We start from the raw sequence: 17,529 nt of genomic DNA, 5'->3' as shown, positions 1-17,529 counted from the left end.
CTTTTCATATAATCTATCCTTCTAGAATATATATTTTAAATATTATTATTTTTGAGAAAAAAGAGAAAAACCCCAAAATGTCTTTTTTCATTGTATACTGAAAGTTAATTCAAAACAGTCAAACTATTACAAAATATAACACAACAAAGGAGGCTACATATGACTCAGGATACTCCACTCCTCGAAGTGAAAAATTTACATACACATTTTTTTACCAAAGCAGGGGTTGTAAAAGCAGTTGATGGTATTGATTTTAAAGTCAACCCTGGTGAAACACTCGGTATTGTTGGAGAATCGGGTTCAGGTAAAAGTATTACAGCGATGTCGATACTTGGATTGATCCCTTCCCCACCTGGAAAAATTGTTGAGGGTGAGATAAATTTTAAAGGCGAAAATCTGCTTAACAAATCGCAAAAGCAGATGCGTAAAATTCGCGGCCCTGAGATTGCTATGGTGTTCCAGGATCCAATGACATCACTTAACCCTGTATTTACTGTTGAGAAGCAATTGCTAGAAACCATTTTAGCACACGAGAATATGTCGAAAAAACAAGCAAAAGAACGTGCGTTGGAATTGCTCAATTTGGTTGGTATCCCTGACCCAGAAAATCGACTGAAAAACTACCCACATGAATTTAGTGGAGGAATGCGCCAGCGCGTAATGATTGCAATAGCATTATCGTGTAACCCTTCTCTTCTTATCGCTGATGAACCAACGACAGCACTAGATGTGACGATTCAAGCTCAAATACTGGAGTTATTTAAACGAATGCAAAAAGAACTTAATATGGCGATTGTCATGATTACACATGACTTAGGTGTTGTATCTGAAGTTTGCGACCGTGTCATGGTAATGTATGCAGGCAAACCGGCTGAATTCTCAGAAACAAAACATTTATTCAAAAAGGGCAAGCACCCATATACGCTTGGTCTCATAAATTCAATTCCTAAAATCACTCCCGACAAACAAAAGCTTGAAGCAATTGATGGTGTTCCACCTGATTTGAGATCTCTGCCTAATGGGTGCAGTTTTGCACCAAGATGCAAACACGTAATGGATAGCTGTCTCTCTAACGATCCTGACATAAGAGAAGTTGATGATGACCATTTTGTACGTTGCTTACTATACGAGGATTCCAAAAAGGCGGTTACAACATGAGTACATTATTAGAAGTAAAAAATATAAAAAAACACTTTCCATTAAAGAGCGAAAACTTTTTTTCCAGAGAAAAGCCGGTATTAAAAGCGGTTGATGGAGTTTCCTTTTCAATCGAAGCGGGCGAAACACTGGGTCTGGTCGGTGAAAGCGGATGCGGCAAATCCACCGCAGGCAGGGTTATGCTTAAACTTTTGGAACCAACTGAAGGTGAAGTATTTTTTAAAGGAGAAAATATTACATCTTTTCGTGGAGAACAGCTTCGTAAATTGCGGAAGGACATGCAAATTATTTTCCAGGATCCATATGCATCCTTGAATCCCCGTAAAACAATTGAACAAACGATTACAGAGCCAATGAAAATTTTCAATATACCTAAAGAAGAGAGACAGAAAAAATTAAAACGACTGCTGGATGTTGTTGGTTTAAGTTCTTATCACAAGTCCCGTTATCCACACGAATTCAGTGGTGGACAACGGCAACGAATCGGAATCGCAAGGTCACTGGCGCTCGAGCCTGAACTGGTCATTTGTGATGAACCCGTTTCTGCACTTGACGTATCCATCCAAGCACAAGTCATTAATTTAATGGAAGATCTGCAGGATGAATTTAACCTTACATATCTTTTCATTGCACATGACCTTAGTGTTGTTCACCATATCAGTGATCGGGTAGCGGTTATGTATTTAGGTGAACTCGTTGAAATAGGTGAAGTTGCTGAGGTTTATCAAAATCCGAAACATCCTTATACACAAGCTTTATTATCGGCTGTTCCCGAAGTAAATCCAAATCAGGAAAAGCAGCGCATTATATTATCTGGTGACCTGCCATCACCTGCAAACCCACCACAAGGCTGTAAATTTCATACACGATGTCCTTATGCAGAAGAAATATGCCGCACCCAGGAACCGAAGCTTAAAAAAGTCTCTTCAGATGGACAAATGGCATCGTGTCACTTCGTTAAGGAGGTGGTTGATTAAAAAACCACTGGAACTGTACCTTTTATCAAAATTATTCAAAGGGGGACCTTATGTTGAAGAAGCGTAATTTCTTATTGTTGTTTACTTTACTTTTTGCAGTAGTATTCTTTTTAGGAGCTTGTACAGAAGATGCTGGCACAGGCTCTACTGATGATAATCAGTCAGAAGATGACTCGTCCGATTCTTCAGATGATTCATCCGAGGATCAGGCTACCGAGGATACCGGTGATAAAACACTCGTATTTGGTCGTGGTGCTGACTCGATTCAATTAGATCCGTCAAAAGTTACTGATGGTGAGTCCATTTATGTTACCAATCAGATTTATGACACACTTGTAAGATATAAAGAAGAAAATACCGAAGTGAAACCAGCACTTGCTGAAGACTGGAATACAAGTGAAGATGGCACAGTTTGGACATTCAAGCTCCGTGAAGATGTTAAGTTCCATGATGGAAACGACTTTACAGCAGAAGATGTTGTATTCAACTTCGAACGTTGGGCAACGTCTGGTGAATTTATTTACTATGGTTACATGTTCGGTGCATCAGAGGAAGATCTTGGTGGAATTATTGAAAGTGTTGAAGCAACTGGTGACTATGAAGTGACATTCACTTTATCAGAGCCGAATGCACCATTCCTTCAAACACTGGCAATGCCTCCATTTGGGATTGCAAGCCCTGCTGCTGTTGAAGAGCATGGAGAGGATTATTTTAAGAACCCTGTTGGAACTGGACCTTTCGTATTTGAGGAATGGGTTCCAGATGACAGTATTACTGTAACAAAAAATGAAGACTACTTTGGTGAAGCTGCTAATGTAGATAAAGTCATTTTCCGTACAATACCAGATAATGGTGCACGTTTTCTGGAATTACAGGCAGGCTCCATTGATTTGATGACTGGATTAAATCCACAGGATATTGGAACTACTGAAGATGACTCAAACTTACAAATAATCCGCAGACCTTCTATGAATATTAGCTATATGGCTATGAACACTAGTAAAGAAGGTCCAATGTCAGAAAAGCTGGTTCGTCAAGCTATCAATCTAGCAATTGATAAAGAAGAGCTTTTAACATTATATGAAGGTATTGGTAAGCCAGCTAAAAACCCTATCCCACCTTCTCTATGGGGATATAATGATGAAGTAGAAGATTATGGGTACGATGTTGAGAAAGCAAAAGCATTACTAGCAGAAGCAGGCTATGCAGATGGCTTTGATATATCACTCTATACAATGGCAAATCCAAGACCTTATATGCCACAGCCAAAAGTTACTGCACAAGCTATTCAGCAAATGCTAAAAGACATAAATGTAAACGTGAAAATTACTGAAAGTGACTGGGATACACACTTGACAGCAACTGAAAATGCTGAACATGATATGGCATTCCTTGGCTGGACTGGTGATAATGGTGACCCTGATAACTTCATGTATGTTCTTTTGGATAAAGACAATGCAAAAGTAGGCTCTGCAGGAAACATTGCATTTTATAAAAATGATGAAGTGCACGACCTATTAAAAGAAGCACAAACAGAGATGGATCAGGAAGTGCGTACGGAGCTTTATATGGAAGCACAAGAACTAATTCATGAAGATGCACCATGGTTCCCAATTGCACATACGACACCGCCACTTGCGGCTAGTCAAAATGTTACTGATTACGTTCCACATCCAACAGGCAGTGAACCATTTAATTTACTAGATATAAAACAATAGACTAGTAACTTATGTTTTATAATTCACTCATGTAGTTAGAAGTTATATTCTGGAGGCTGGTTAGTTAATACAGTCTCCGGATGTAACTTTAGGATTATAGCAATACATATTTTTTAACGGGAGGTACAACGATGCTAAAATACATTGTCAGACGACTATTCATGCTTATCCCCGTATTAATTGGCGTCTCGATCCTCACCTTTTCTCTAATTCATCTAATTCCCGGAGATCCTGCGAGAAGTATGCTCGGTGATAAAGCAACTGAAGCACAATTGGAATCCCTGCAGGAGGAATTGGGCTTAAATGATCCATATATTGTTCAATATGGTAGATTCTTAGGTGATATTGTACAAGGTGATTTAGGGACGTCGATTCAATCTAAGGAAGATATAGCTCTCCAATTGCTACATAAATTGCCAGCGACCATTGAACTCACAATCTTTGCTATGATTTTAGCCGTCGTTGTAGGTATTGTTGCTGGTGTAATAGCAGCAGTTAAACAATATTCCTGGTTCGATAACATCAGTATGACAGGTGCTTTGTTTGGAGTTTCCATGCCCATTTTCTGGCTCGGATTAATGATGATCTTCGTCTTCTCTGTCCAGCTTCAACTCCTGCCTCCATCGGGGAGAATGTCATCCAGTATTGAATTGGAAACTATTACAAACTTCTTTTTACTGGATAGTATTCTAACCTTGAATTGGGCAGCATTTAAAGATACATTTTTCCACTTATTAATGCCCGGAATTGCTCTTGGAACAATTCCAATGGCAATTATTGCCCGCATGACACGCTCAAGCATGCTTGAGGTAATGAAGCAGGATTACATTCGTACTGCTGACGCCAAAGGACTGAAGAAGCATTTAGTTATATTCCAACATGCATTAAAAAATGCCTTTTTGCCTGTTTTGACAGTAATAGGTCTGCAGTTTGGTTTATTGCTTGGTGGTGCTGTTTTAACTGAGACAATCTTTTCATGGCCTGGTGTGGGAAGATACGTATACTTGGCTGTTCTTGGACGAGATTATCCAGTTGTTCAAAGTACAATTTTAATCATAGCAATTATCTTTGTCATGGTTAACTTACTTACTGACTTACTTTATAAATACTTCGATCCAAGGATTAAATATGAATAATAGATCTCTAGTGAAAGGATGTGCATCCGATGTCATTGCAGCCTAATCCATTACCAGACCCTAAATTAGCAGAAGCACAAGAAACTAACCAGTCAAAATCAAGTAGCTTATGGGGTGATGCTTTCTCCCGTATTGTTAAAAGTAAAACATCATTAATTGGGTTATGCATCATTCTCATCTTGATTATTACTGCCATATTTGCACCATTAATTGCAACACACAGCCCAACCGATTATGCCTCGCTAACAGATCGATACCAATCACCATCATCTGAGCATATATTAGGTACCGATGAACTTGGTCGTGATATTTTTAGCAGGATTGTTTTTGGGTCTCGAATTTCAATTCAAATCGGGGTAATAGCAGTTGGGATTTCCATGATCATCGGTGTACTTTTGGGTGGAATTGCCGGTTACTTCGGCAGATGGATTGACCAGATTATCATGCGTTTAATCGACATTATGATGGCTTTTCCAAGTATTCTATTAGCTATCGCGCTAGTAGCCGTATTAGGCCCTAACCTCAGAAACGCCATGATTGCAGTTGGAATTGTAGGTATTCCTCAGTTTGCTAGAATTGTCCGTTCAGCCGTCTTATCTGTAAAAGAAACAGAATATATTGAAGCTGCTCGAGCAATTGGGGCCAAACATGGAAGAACTTTAATGCAACATGTACTGCCTAACTGTCTTGCACCAATAATTGTGCAAGCGACGTTAAGTATCGGTACGGCCATTTTGGATGCAGCTGGACTTAGTTTTCTAGGATTAGGAGCACAACCGCCCAAACCAGAATGGGGAGCCATGTTAAGTGATGGCCGTGCTGCATTACAAAACGCGCCATGGGTAGTTGCATTTCCAGGCATGGCTATTTTTCTTGTTGTACTTGGATTCAACTTATTCGGCGACGGATTACGTGATGCGTTAGACCCAAGATTAAAGCAATAATTACAATAGTAGCAATTTGTAGTATGATAAGGTGAAGCAACTGCTTCACCTTATTTTAATTTCTAAGGGGGATATTCAAGTGTTTAAAAAGTATATTCCTGTAATTGTCTGTTTTTCTATTGTCATTCTTTTTACATTTAGTTCAATAGGAAAGTCACAATCAAGGCATATTAATACCTACCCCAACCTCCCAGCACCGATTGCAGAAGAAAAAGTGCTTATCACTTCAGCCGGGCAGGCTACAGAGAGCAGCATTATGTTAAGTATTGCAGATAACCTTAATTTAGAAGCAGATTACCGCCCTAGGGCTCTGGGGACAGATTTATATGATTATAAAAGTGTTGTCATTATACTTGGATTTAGTGCTAACGGACTCTCGCATACTAACAGATCCTTTCAAGAAGAATTGACTCGAACAAAACAACTGGTTAGGGAAGCGAAGTTAGAAAAATTACCTATTATTCTAGTAAATATTTCAGGTGTATTTCGTGATAATATTCAAACATGGCAATTATTTGAACAAACAGCTCCATTCGCTGATTATTTTATCGGGTTAAAAAATATGAAAAAAACAGATAGTTCTATACAGATGCTGCGGGAAAATTCGGTGCCGGTTACCCTAGTGACTGAATTGGACGATCTGCATACCCCGTTTAATTCCGTATTCCGTTAATATGCTGTCAGAAAGGCTGAAATCAGATGACTAATAGAAAAAGCTACTTATTTATCGGATGTTTGGGCTTGTTGTTGGTTACATATGGTGAGATCCTCCCCCCGTTTCTTGATAACTGGTCATTATTCATTGTTGATAGCATTAATGAAAGCATCATAAAACCTGACAGTGGATTACTTTTAATTACATCTTTTGCTTATATTGCCAGATATCTTTTGGTTTTCTTCCTGATTTACTTTGGCTCCATGTTAATAGCACATGCACTTTCAAAAGATTTGGAGTCGATGTCTTTTTCGGTAACGTATATTGGTGTTATTTTATTAACGTTATCTTTATATAGTCAATTTTACCTCGAGCATTTTTCGTACCTTGGTCATATTTTTTCAATAGGAATTATTGTACTTCTGCAATTATACATACCTAAACACAAGCATTTTCACTTCATATTTTCTATTATCCTATTTCTAGTATTACTAGCGGTACAATGGCTACATCTCATTCCAGCACTTACCGAATTTGGCTTTGGAGCAAATGACATAGCTGCAAGTATTAAAATAGCCGATAATTTCTTAACCGGTAATAGTCTTTTTAATACGATTGCAACAATTTTCTTTATCGCTTTCCTTACAATTGCTATAATTTTTACTTTTTTAATACACCTAGTAAACAAACAAACTCATACACTCAAAAAATATCAGGTTCAAGAAGAAGAATTAAAGGAAACACGAACAGCTTTAGTAGAATCAAAGGTTTATGAAGAGATAAATATGCTGGTACACGATCTTAAAACACCACTCGTAACAGTCGAAGGACTAATCTCCCTAATCACTATGAAAATGCAACCAGTAGATGGGTCAGCCTTACACAATTATTTTACACGAATGGATCATTCAGTTGAGAAAATGAAAGATATGATTACAGAAATCCTTTATGAAAATATTAAACAGAAGCTCCCCGTAAAGGAGTTGCTTGAATACGTAACAAGTCATCTAAGTCTGGATGAACAGCTTGTACATATGGAAGTTGAAATTGAAGACAACCTTCCTGCTATTCAAGTAAATAAAATTCGCTTTTCCCGTGCAATATCAAATATTTTGGAAAATGCAATAAGTTCATTTGAAGGAAAAAAAGGATTTATACATATCAATGTCAAAAGTATAGATAATGGTATTTTGTTTCAAATTCAAGACAATGGTCCAGGGATAAAAGAAGAGCATATAAATGATATTTGGCTTGATGGCTTCAGCACGAAAAATTCATCAGGGATTGGTCTTTCCTTTGTAAAACGAGTAGTAGAGAATCACAGTGGTACTATAACGGTCAAAAGTATACGAGGCAGCCATACCCAAATGAACATCACTCTGCCAACACTAAAAGTAGGTGACGAAATCGATGAGCATTACCATATTAATAGTTGATGATAATGAAGACATCCGCTTTACACTTAAAGAAATTTGTGCGTATGCTGGATGGAGCGTAGTAGAAGCATCTACAGGAAAGCAGGCTATTGAACTATTTAAGACGATAGAACCTGACCTTGTTTTACTTGATTATCATATGCCTGATTGGGATGGTCTTAAAACAACAAAGGAATTGCGAAAACATAATACTAGAATTCCAATAATTATTTTAACGGTTGATGAGCGACAAGAAATTGCAAATACCTTTTTACATGCTGAGGCAACTGACTTTGCATTAAAACCGATTAAGGCACCAGATCTAATTTCGAGAATTCGAATCAACTTAAAGGTTGGAAAATTAATTGGTGATAAAGATAACGTGTATGTTGAGAAAGGAATTAGCCAATCTACATTAAATTCGATAAAAAGCTTTTTGATCCAGCAAGACACACCTTCATCCATTAATGAAATTCAACAATCATTACCCATTGCCTATCAAACGGTTCACCGTTATCTAAACTATTTAGAAAGCAAAGGCGAAGTTGAAGCCATCTCACAATACGGTAAGCAAGGGCGTCCGAAAAATAAGTATAAACTTGTTTAGCTGAAACGTTTATATTCTATTGTAAAGGGAAAGATGGGGAAAGAGATTTTATTGCAAAACTTGTGGAACGTTTTTGTTTGACCTTTTTTGACCTATTAGTTATGATAAAAATATCCAACATTTATGGATGAATACGAGATGAAATAAGGAGGATTTTCACATGAATTTAATACCTACAGTTATTGAACAAACAAACCGTGGAGAACGCGCATATGATATCTATTCACGCTTATTAAAAGATCGCATTATAATGCTTGGCAGTGGGATTGATGATAATGTTGCAAACTCAATCGTTGCACAGTTGCTTTTCTTAGAAGCAGACGATCCAGATAAGGATATCTCATTATACATTAATTCACCAGGAGGATCTATTACTGCTGGAATGGCAATTTATGATACAATGCAGTTCATCAAGCCTAATGTATCAACAATATGCACTGGTATGGCTGCATCAATGGGAGCATTCCTGCTAGCAGCTGGTGAAAAAGGTAAACGTTATGCACTTCCAAACAGTGAAGTAATGATTCACCAGCCTTTAGGTGGAACACAAGGTCAAGCAACAGATATCGAAATTCACGCAAAACGAATTGTTGAAATGAAACGAAAAATGAATCAAATTCTTGCTGAACGTACAGGTCAGTCACTTGAAGTTGTAGAGCGTGATACAGATCGTGATAATTTCATGTCAGCTGAGAAATCTGTAGAATACGGCTTAATTGATAAAATTTTGGAAAGAAACTCAGATAAGAAATAAATTGAAACATAAAGAGGTTATCCCATTTTGGGATAACCTCTTTATTTAACTTTAATGGTAATTTTAGTTACTTATCTTTCATTCTATGTTTTTGAAACGAATGCAGTTAAATGATTTAATGCAATCTCTTCATCTGCACCCTCTGCAAGCAATGTAATAGTCTCTCCAGAAGTAATAGCTAAGCTCATCAAGCCCATAATACTTTTCGCATTAACCCGTTTTCCATTCTTTTCAAGAAATAAATGTGCTGAATAGCGATTTGCTTCCTGAACGAATTGAGCGGCTGGTCTCGCTTGCAGACCTGCATCTAGCTCAACTTTCACCGATTTCTCAACCAAATCTCTCATCCTCCTCATCTGAAATCGTTTTCAAAATAATGTTAGAAAACCCGGCTTATCGCCAAGCCCTTAATGGCGAAAGCCTTAATTGCACTTATGCAGTTAAAAAGTATTTTATACTTCCTAACTGCTAAAAAAAGACAGCAGCATGGTAAATATTTCTTTATCTAGCTGCTATTGTCTCCAAAATAGTATTATATTGATGGATAGTATATCATACTGCGAATAGTTCTGTAACTTATTCACTCATTCCGAAAACGTTCCATCATGTTGAATTTTTTCAGCGAATTCATCAATCTTTTTTAGACGGTGGTTGACACCGGATTTGGATATTTTCCCACTAGAAACCTGTTCTCCCAATTCTTTTAGAGAGATATCTTGATGCTGAACACGTAATATCGCAATTTCACGTAGTTTTTCCGGAAGAGCGTCAAGTCCGACTTCCCTTTCAATTAGCTTTATATTCTCGATTTGACGAAATGCGGCTCCAATTGTTTTATTCAAGTTTGCAGTTTCACAATTAACAAGTCTGTTAACGGAATTTCGCATATCTCGGACAATCCGCACATCTTCAAACTTAAATAGCGCATTATGAGCTCCAATAATACTTAAAAACTCTGTGATTTTTTCTGCTTCCTTCAAATATGCAATATAGCCTTTTTTACGTTCCAATTCTCTAGCTCGAAGATTGAAATTATTTAACAAATCACAAAGTGCAGTATTGTGCTCCTGATACGAATTAAAGATTTCTAAATGGTAAGAGGATGTTTCCGGATTATTAATGGAACCACCTGCCAAAAAGGCTCCTCGCAGATAGGATCTTTTACAACAATCCTTTTTCAAGTATTTAGTTGGAATTGTTCGTACAAATGAATGAGAATCTTCTAATATACCCAAATCGTACAAAAGATCTTGTACTTCTTTTTTCATACGTACAATATAAACATTATTTTTTTTCAGTTTCATTTTCTTACGTACTAACAATTCTACTGGAATAGAATATAATGATTTAATTAGCGTATAAATACGGCGTGCAATTGCAGCATTTTCGGTTTGGACATCAAGTGTGTAACTTTGCCTTGACATGGATATAGCACCATTCATACGCACCAAAGCAGCAAGCTCTGAGTATTTACAGCACGTATCCAAGTCGATTCCTGTCAGTTCTTTTTTTATTTCCGATGCAAATGACAACCCCACACCTCCTCGTTAAACCGGCTTATGATTTATTAATTATCGAATAAAGTAATTCAGCTATCTTATGTGTATCATGACGTAAAGCAGTTCTGGATGGATTAATTATATCACTTTCAATAATCTGTAATCCCATCTCCAGTAAACGATCTGTATCATAAACAACAGGTGCTGCATTTTCTTCTGCATATACATCACGTACATTTTCGTTAATCGGTTCATTATGCACAACAATCGAATCGATACAATTACCAACGTGCTCATGAATTGCCTGCACATGATCTGCAGCACTATATCCGGTAGTTTCTCCAGCCTGGGTCATCACATTGCAGACATATACAACCTTACCTTTAGATTGCTGAATCGCTACATCTATTTGTGGAATAATCATGTTTGGCAATATACTGGTATATAGGCTTCCGGGTGCAATTACGATTAAATCAGCCTTTTCTAATGCTCGTACGGCATTTGGAAGCGGCTGTACCGGTTGAGGGCTTAAAAAAACACGATTTATCTTCTTATTGGCTAAAGGGATATTAGATTCCCCTGAAACGACCATTCCGTCAGTCATTTTTGCATGCAACGACATACTTTCATTAGAGATAGGATAAATTTTCCCTTTCACATTTAACACACGTGATATCTCTTTAATACCCGTATAGAAGTTCCCTGTAATGGATGTCATCGCTGCCAAGAGTAGATTCCCCATTGAATGCCCCGAAAGGCCATTACCCATCGTGAATCGATGTTGAAACAACTCCAATAACATAGGTTCGGCATCAGACAATGCCGCGATTACATTCCGAATATCTCCAGGTGCAGGAATTGACATTTCGTTACGCAATCTTCCAGTACTTCCACCATCATCAGCCACTGTCACAAGCGCTGTTAAATGGATGGGCAAATTCTTTAGTCCCCTTAAAAGTACTGGCATACCTGTACCTCCACCAATTACGACGACTCTTGGCTGTTGATTATCACTCATATTAATGTCCCTTTCTTTTATCGATATCTCGATGACTAATATGGGTAATGTAATTGGAAGAAAGCTGTTTGGCAAAGTATTCAGCTATTGCGACCGACCGATGTTGTCCACCAGTACAGCCAATCGCTACAACAAGCTGAGACTTACCTTCCTTCTTATATTGAGGAAGCATAAACTGTAGTAAGTCCAGTACTTTTTCATTAAACTTTTTGGTATCTCCCCACTTGAAGACATAGGATGAAACTTCCGGATTCAGCCCTGTTAACGGCTGCATATGTGACACATAGTGTGGATTCGGCAAAAACCGTACATCAAATACTAAATCCGCATCAATTGGAACGCCATATTTAAATCCAAAAGAGACCATATGAACCGAAAAAATCTCTTGCTTATCTTCTGTATATGCCTTAAGTATTTTGTCACGCAATGCTTTTGGCTTTAAATTACTCGTGTCGATTATACGTTGCGCTCTTCCCCTTAATTCATCTAGAATTTTACGTTCCTGCTGAATCCCATTTAGCGGTAATCCTCCAACAGCAAGTGGATGTGAACGCCTCGTTTCTTTATATCTTGTTACCAATGATTCATCCTGGGCATCGAGAAATAGAATATGTTCGTCGAGCCAATCTTCTTTACCTAAAATATCCAGTGCTTCAAATAATGAATCAAAAAACTCCCGACCACGCAAATCCATTACAAGCGCCACTTTATGAATGTTGTTTGTAGAATCTTTCATGAGCTCCAAAAATTTTGGAAGCAAAGCAGGCGGCAAGTTATCTACACAGTAATACCCCAAATCTTCAAAGCTGTGAACTGCGACCGTTTTTCCCGCTCCTGACATTCCTGTTATAACAACTAGCTTTGTTTCTTGTTCATTATGCGACATTACGTATTTCTCCCCTCAAGGTCTGGTTGGATCAAGGCGTAATTTAATTAGCTCATAATTTTCAGTATATGAAAAAGATCCATATAGCATTGCTTCTGAGGACAGTACATGCTCAAATATCTTCCTATCCCCTTCAGCCATTGGTAAGTATTTAATATTATCTAACGCAACCCATTCCAATTCTCCTTCATTACAATGTTCCGTCAATTCACCAGTGAAATTCTTGCAAATAAATGTAAACATCATCCACTCATGAACAACAGATTTGTCGTTAAAAACAGAGAAAGTGAATGCGCCAGCTAATGATGGCTTTATCAATTGAAGTTCAGTTTCCTCCTGATACTCCCGAACTACTGATTCCTTAATGGATTCACCTTGTTCCATTTTACCACCAGGTATTGCGTACCAACCTCGACGTGGTTTTTTAAGTAATAAGACTTTCTCTTTATCTAATAATATGCAATTTGTAACACGTTGCATTCCTAATTCACCCCAATCGTTAAGAGGAATTCGTCCATATCATCCCTATTATACAATGAATAAATTAAAACCAACAAGGAAATGATTTCTATTCGACAGGTTTGGACAAGTATTTACAAAAACTCTTTATCATTAGAAGGACTCAACTTGTCGCTAAGTACAAAAAAAGGCGCAGGTGAAAGTTCACCTGCGCAATAAACTAATTTATCTATTAAAAGGGGGTCAATTAGTTAACTACATTGTAACTGATAAATATTTCGTGCGTGTTACAACAGCGTTAAGAAGTAATTACTTTCTGAAAAGTTACTTTTTATAATTACCATGTCAGGATTTTGTCGCTTTTAATTCTTCCATTAACTCTTCAATATATTTTTGTGCAGATTCTGCAGCAATACTTCCATCACCAGTAGCTGTCACAATTTGTCGAAGTGTTTTTTCACGGATATCTCCTGCAGCAAAAACGCCTGGAATTGATGTTTCCATATGCTCATTTGTTGGTACATATCCTTCTTCATTTGTGATACCGATTGATTTAAATGGTTCACTCAACGGTACCATGCCGATATAGATAAAGACACCGTCAATTGGATAATCATATTCCTCACCAGTCTTATTATTAACTAAGGAAACACTGCTAACTTTCCCATCTGGGCCATTAATTTTTTCTGCTTCTGTATCCCAGATAAAGTCAATTTTATCGTTATCAAATGCACGTTGCTGAATGATCTTTTGCGCACGAAGTTCATCACGGCGGTGTACAACTGTTACCTTGTCAGCAAACCGTGTAAGATAGATCCCCTCTTCAACAGCAGAGTCACCACCACCGATTACAACAAGATTTTTCTGCTTGAAAAAGGCACCGTCACATACTGCACAATAAGAAACACCTCGGCCACCTAATTCATCTTCTCCAGGAATGCCCAGTTTCTTAAATTGAGCACCTGTCGTTATTACCAGAGTTCTTGTATTATACTCTTTCTTGCCAGCAATTACGGTTTTATAATCACCATGATCAACAACATCTTTAATATCACCATACGCATATTCTGCACCAAATTTTTTGGCATGTTCAAACATTTTATTTGATAAATCCGGTCCTAATACATGTTCAAAACCCGGAAAGTTTTCAACATCTTCGGTATTTGCCATCTGGCCACCCGGAATTCCTCTTTCAATCATTAACGTGTCCAGATTTGCACGTGATGCATAAACTGCTGCCGTCATGCCAGCAGGTCCAGCACCCGCAATAATTACATCATACATACGCTCTTCGGACATTAAAATCAGCCCTTTCTTCACTATTATATTTAAGCCACATCAATCGTATAAAAAGTTAGCGAATTAGTCTATTTTTCTGCTCAGACTAGACATTCCACGGACCTTCCTCTTGTGACAAGTTAGGATGCTTTTTACAGCCTTCTTCCCATAATGATAGTGACTTGGAAGGTTCGCCGAGCTTGTAAGCTGTTACGCTATACCATTTATAATAGGATAAGTGATTTTTAACAATACTTTTTGAAAGTTTACAGAAACGTGCATATGCTTCATGATATACACCTGTTCTTGCAAGTGTAACCGCTATTCGCAATTTTTGTTGTTCATGCATTGGATATACATTTAGTAGTCCCTTAATATGGCGTTCATATTCCTGTATGCGACCCAACTCATAGAAAAAAACTGCTAAATTCACATGACTGTGCAACGAATCTGGCTGATCATTTAATATGTCCAATTCCATTTCTACCGCATCATCTTTATACCCAGAAAAGAATAAGGCGTGTGTGTAGTCATGTTTTGTTAATTTATGTTCTGGAAATAGTGTCATCATTTCTTCAAGTAATGGAATTGCTTTGTCCCATTCCATGTTGTCCATATGGTAAAATATTGTTTCCTGATAAATTAGCAGTTCATCTTCTTCCTCAAGATCCCAATCGTTATTTTCATCTTCATCGAAATCGATTAATTCCAGTAATTGTTCTGCTTCATCACAAAAGTCGCCATCCGGCTCTTTATCAAGATATGATTTCGCATATTTTTTTGCATCATTTAATAACCCTAAATGTGCGTAATTGTTTGCTAATAAATAATAGCAATCCGTATATTGACCATCTGATGATTGAAGTACTTTTGTTAAAAGCTGATTTGCTTCATGATAAGAACCAACTTCAGTATATATTATTGACAATTGACATTTATACAAATTATCTTTCGGTGTCATTTCAACCGCTTTAACAAGCCATTTTATAGAAGAATCGAACTTCCTTTTCTGAAATGCTTCTACACCTTTTGTGAAATAAAATTCGCCATCTGGTATAAAAGGGATAACATTATGTTGTCTTCCATCTGATTTATTTTCAATATGATGCATGTGTATCCCCCCAATTTGTCGAAAACTTACCGAACAAAGTATATCACAGTTTTCAGGAGATTTATATATGTAATAAATAAAGGTTGTTTCTATTAGATATAACTTCAGCGTGTGAGGAAAAATAATAGAAGTTAAGACACCGTTCAGGATACCATCGGTGCCTTTAGCGCCTCCTCGCTCGCAGAACGCTCACTGTGGAGTTTTATGATTCTTCATCCGATTTGCTGCTTGATACAGTCTTTTCTGTTACATCTTCTCTTACAATCAAATCAAAATAATCAAGTGGTAATGCATCCTCTTTGGTTTCAAATGTCATATTTATGAATACTTTTGCAATGGCCATTTCACGTGCTTGACTCTTCCCTGAACCATAGGCTTCTATCACTGCATTTATTCCCTCAAAAATTGCTGCCATTTTTTTGGCAATTTTTTTAGGATACATAAGACGGGTTCGTTCATCCATCTGTTGAATTTTATTCATGAATTTTTCCAAATCATATATTGCAGTAAATAATGGCTCTGTTAGGTCCCCATTTGGCAGTGTTTCCAGCTGCTCCTTCATCTCCTGTATGAACACTTCGTGAATACGGAATTTCTCCATAAGTCGCATGACTTCTAATCCAAGTATGTTAGCAGTTCCCTCCCAAACAGTCAGCACTTGGGCATCACGCAGCAGTCTTGGTGTCACAAAGTCTTCAATATATCCATTACCTCCATGCATTTCAATCGCTTCATGGCAAAAAGCAATTGATTGTTCCGCTGTTTCTTTTTTCAAAATAGCAATATACAAACGTAAGAGAGCCTGTTCATTTGTTGTCGCACTTGAATTTTTTTGCATAACTTTATCAAACAAATTAATTAGCTTGAAAGTAGAACTTGTCTCAACTTCCAGTTTTACCGCCAGTTGGACTAAGGTTTCCTGAATCATCGGGTATGCAATCAGTTTATTTCCAAAGGCCTCCCGCTCCATCGCGTAATCTCTAGCCTCTGTGAATGCTCTGCGCATGATGCCTAGTGATGCTACAGCATTACAGACACGTGACAAATTCAGGGCTTCCATCATATACTTGAATCCCTTTTTGGCATCACCTACTAGATACCCCTTTGCGCCATCAAGTTCAACTTCAGCTGACGGTACTGCTCTTACACCAAGTTTATCTTTTAACCGGCGAATGGCTATATTGTTATCCTTCCATGGTACAAGGAATAAACTTAATCCTTTTGTTCCTGGCTGTGCTCCGTTCACTCTTGCAAGCACCATTGCTACGCCGCACATCCCGGCATTACTTGCAAAATACTTTTCTCCTTGAAGTGTGTAATAACCGTCTTGTTCAATCGCTTCCACCTCGTTTGCACCTACATCTGATCCACCTTGACGTTCTGTTAGAAAAGTGGCCCCTTCAAACAATTCCACGTCACCCGTTGCGAGAACATGTGGAAGGAATTTATCCTTTAATACCTGATCAGCATAATGATCAATCAAATAAGCAGTAGCCATTGTTAGTGTGACAGGACAATAAAACCCTGGTTCTGCCTGTGATAATAAATATCCTTGTGCAAATGAATATAGATAATTACCCTGATGACCCAGTTCCGGAATTTCTTTATGAACATACCCGACAATACCAGTGTTATAGGTTTCTTTCACGGTTTGCTTATAACCTTCATTCACCCAAACATGTGAAATATCATTACCCATTTTGTCATATTTGACTAATCTTGGCTGACCCTCACGATCCGTGTGGGCAGCACGTTCATCGATGGCTGTAGCGACCCTTTCTCCAAAATTAGTTAACGATTCATTAGCATGCCGAAAAAAATCCGCAGGCAAATTACTTTTTAGAATGGCCTGAATTTTTTTATCAGATGTGTAAAAATTTTTCACTTAACTTACCTCCCCGCTATTGTGTTTAC

17 protein-coding genes are annotated in these 17,529 nt (G+C 37.7%); 9 read left to right on the top strand and 8 right to left on the bottom strand.

Going from position 1 to position 17,529, the window contains the following annotated elements; genetic code table 11:
• Positions 1 to 159 precede the first annotated feature (159 nt).
• The 9 genes from BLS02_RS05940 (at position 160) to clpP (ending at position 9,364) form a co-directional block, all read left to right on the top strand.
• Positions 160 to 1,158, top strand: coding sequence for an ABC transporter ATP-binding protein (locus BLS02_RS05940; RefSeq protein ID WP_092492025.1), 999 nt, complete (start codon positions 160 to 162; stop codon positions 1,156 to 1,158).
• Positions 1,155 to 2,135 carry an ABC transporter ATP-binding protein gene (locus BLS02_RS05935; RefSeq protein WP_092492024.1) on the top strand — a complete coding sequence of 327 codons (981 nt, stop codon included), beginning with the start codon at positions 1,155 to 1,157 and terminating at the stop codon, positions 2,133 to 2,135. The genes BLS02_RS05940 and BLS02_RS05935 overlap by 4 nt, the downstream gene beginning before the upstream one ends.
• A gap of 50 nt (positions 2,136 to 2,185) precedes the next feature.
• Positions 2,186 to 3,853 carry an ABC transporter substrate-binding protein gene (locus tag BLS02_RS05930; RefSeq protein ID WP_092492023.1) on the top strand — a complete coding sequence of 556 codons (1,668 nt, stop codon included), beginning with the start codon at positions 2,186 to 2,188 and terminating at the stop codon, positions 3,851 to 3,853.
• Positions 3,854 to 3,984: 131 nt separating this feature from the next.
• Complete coding sequence (locus BLS02_RS05925) at positions 3,985 to 4,989, top strand: ABC transporter permease (protein WP_092492022.1); 1,005 nt, start codon at positions 3,985 to 3,987, stop codon at positions 4,987 to 4,989.
• A 29-nt stretch (positions 4,990 to 5,018) separates the two neighbouring features.
• A complete protein-coding gene (nikC, locus tag BLS02_RS05920; RefSeq protein WP_092492021.1) occupies positions 5,019 to 5,933 on the top strand; it encodes a nickel transporter permease in 915 nt (304 codons plus the stop codon).
• A 79-nt stretch (positions 5,934 to 6,012) separates the two neighbouring features.
• Complete coding sequence (locus BLS02_RS05915; protein ID WP_092492020.1) at positions 6,013 to 6,606, top strand: DUF6305 family protein; 594 nt, start codon at positions 6,013 to 6,015, stop codon at positions 6,604 to 6,606.
• A gap of 26 nt (positions 6,607 to 6,632) precedes the next feature.
• Positions 6,633 to 8,024, top strand: coding sequence for a sensor histidine kinase (locus BLS02_RS05910; RefSeq protein ID WP_092492019.1), 1,392 nt, complete (start codon positions 6,633 to 6,635; stop codon positions 8,022 to 8,024).
• A complete protein-coding gene (locus BLS02_RS05905; RefSeq protein WP_217633934.1) occupies positions 7,999 to 8,610 on the top strand; it encodes a response regulator in 612 nt (203 codons plus the stop codon). Before BLS02_RS05910 ends, BLS02_RS05905 begins: the two co-directional genes overlap by 26 nt.
• A 160-nt stretch (positions 8,611 to 8,770) precedes the next feature.
• Entirely contained in the window at positions 8,771 to 9,364 is a 594-nt protein-coding gene (gene clpP, locus BLS02_RS05900; RefSeq protein ID WP_092492018.1) for an ATP-dependent Clp endopeptidase proteolytic subunit ClpP, read from the top strand.
• An 83-nt stretch (positions 9,365 to 9,447) separates the two neighbouring features.
• Here the strand turns inward: clpP and BLS02_RS05895 are convergent, their stop codons facing one another.
• The 8 genes from BLS02_RS05895 to BLS02_RS05860 all read right to left on the bottom strand — a co-directional run bounded on the left by BLS02_RS05895 (position 9,448) and on the right by BLS02_RS05860 (position 17,500).
• Entirely contained in the window at positions 9,448 to 9,702 is a 255-nt protein-coding gene (locus tag BLS02_RS05895; protein ID WP_092492017.1) for an HPr family phosphocarrier protein, read from the bottom strand.
• 246 nt (positions 9,703 to 9,948) lie between these two features.
• Complete coding sequence (gene whiA, locus BLS02_RS05890) at positions 9,949 to 10,896, bottom strand: DNA-binding protein WhiA (RefSeq protein WP_092492016.1); 948 nt, start codon at positions 10,894 to 10,896, stop codon at positions 9,949 to 9,951.
• A gap of 25 nt (positions 10,897 to 10,921) precedes the next feature.
• Positions 10,922 to 11,881, bottom strand: a complete 960-nt coding sequence (locus BLS02_RS05885; RefSeq protein ID WP_092492015.1) for a gluconeogenesis factor YvcK family protein — start codon at positions 11,879 to 11,881, stop codon at positions 10,922 to 10,924.
• Between the two features lies 1 nt (position 11,882).
• Entirely contained in the window at positions 11,883 to 12,767 is an 885-nt protein-coding gene (gene rapZ / locus BLS02_RS05880; RefSeq protein WP_092492014.1) for an RNase adapter RapZ, read from the bottom strand.
• 15 nt (positions 12,768 to 12,782) lie between these two features.
• Positions 12,783 to 13,247, bottom strand: coding sequence for an NUDIX hydrolase (locus BLS02_RS05875; RefSeq protein WP_092492013.1), 465 nt, complete (start codon positions 13,245 to 13,247; stop codon positions 12,783 to 12,785).
• 324 nt (positions 13,248 to 13,571) lie between these two features.
• Positions 13,572 to 14,525 carry a thioredoxin-disulfide reductase gene (gene trxB / locus BLS02_RS05870; protein ID WP_092492012.1) on the bottom strand — a complete coding sequence of 318 codons (954 nt, stop codon included), beginning with the start codon at positions 14,523 to 14,525 and terminating at the stop codon, positions 13,572 to 13,574.
• Positions 14,526 to 14,610: 85 nt separating this feature from the next.
• Entirely contained in the window at positions 14,611 to 15,615 is a 1,005-nt protein-coding gene (locus BLS02_RS05865) for a tetratricopeptide repeat protein (RefSeq protein ID WP_175476717.1), read from the bottom strand.
• A 202-nt stretch (positions 15,616 to 15,817) separates the two neighbouring features.
• The gene (locus tag BLS02_RS05860; RefSeq protein ID WP_092492011.1) at positions 15,818 to 17,500 is read right to left on the bottom strand and encodes an acyl-CoA dehydrogenase family protein; all 1,683 of its coding nucleotides are present in this window, start codon (positions 17,498 to 17,500) and stop codon (positions 15,818 to 15,820) included.
• Between the last annotated feature and the right edge of the window lie 29 nt (positions 17,501 to 17,529).

Source organism: Virgibacillus salinus (assembly GCF_900102415.1).
Taxonomy (GTDB): Bacteria; Bacillota; Bacilli; order Bacillales; family Amphibacillaceae; genus Lentibacillus; species Lentibacillus subterraneus.
The sequence above is the reverse complement of the archived record's forward strand: the minus strand, read 5'-3'. Positions and strand labels throughout refer to the sequence as shown.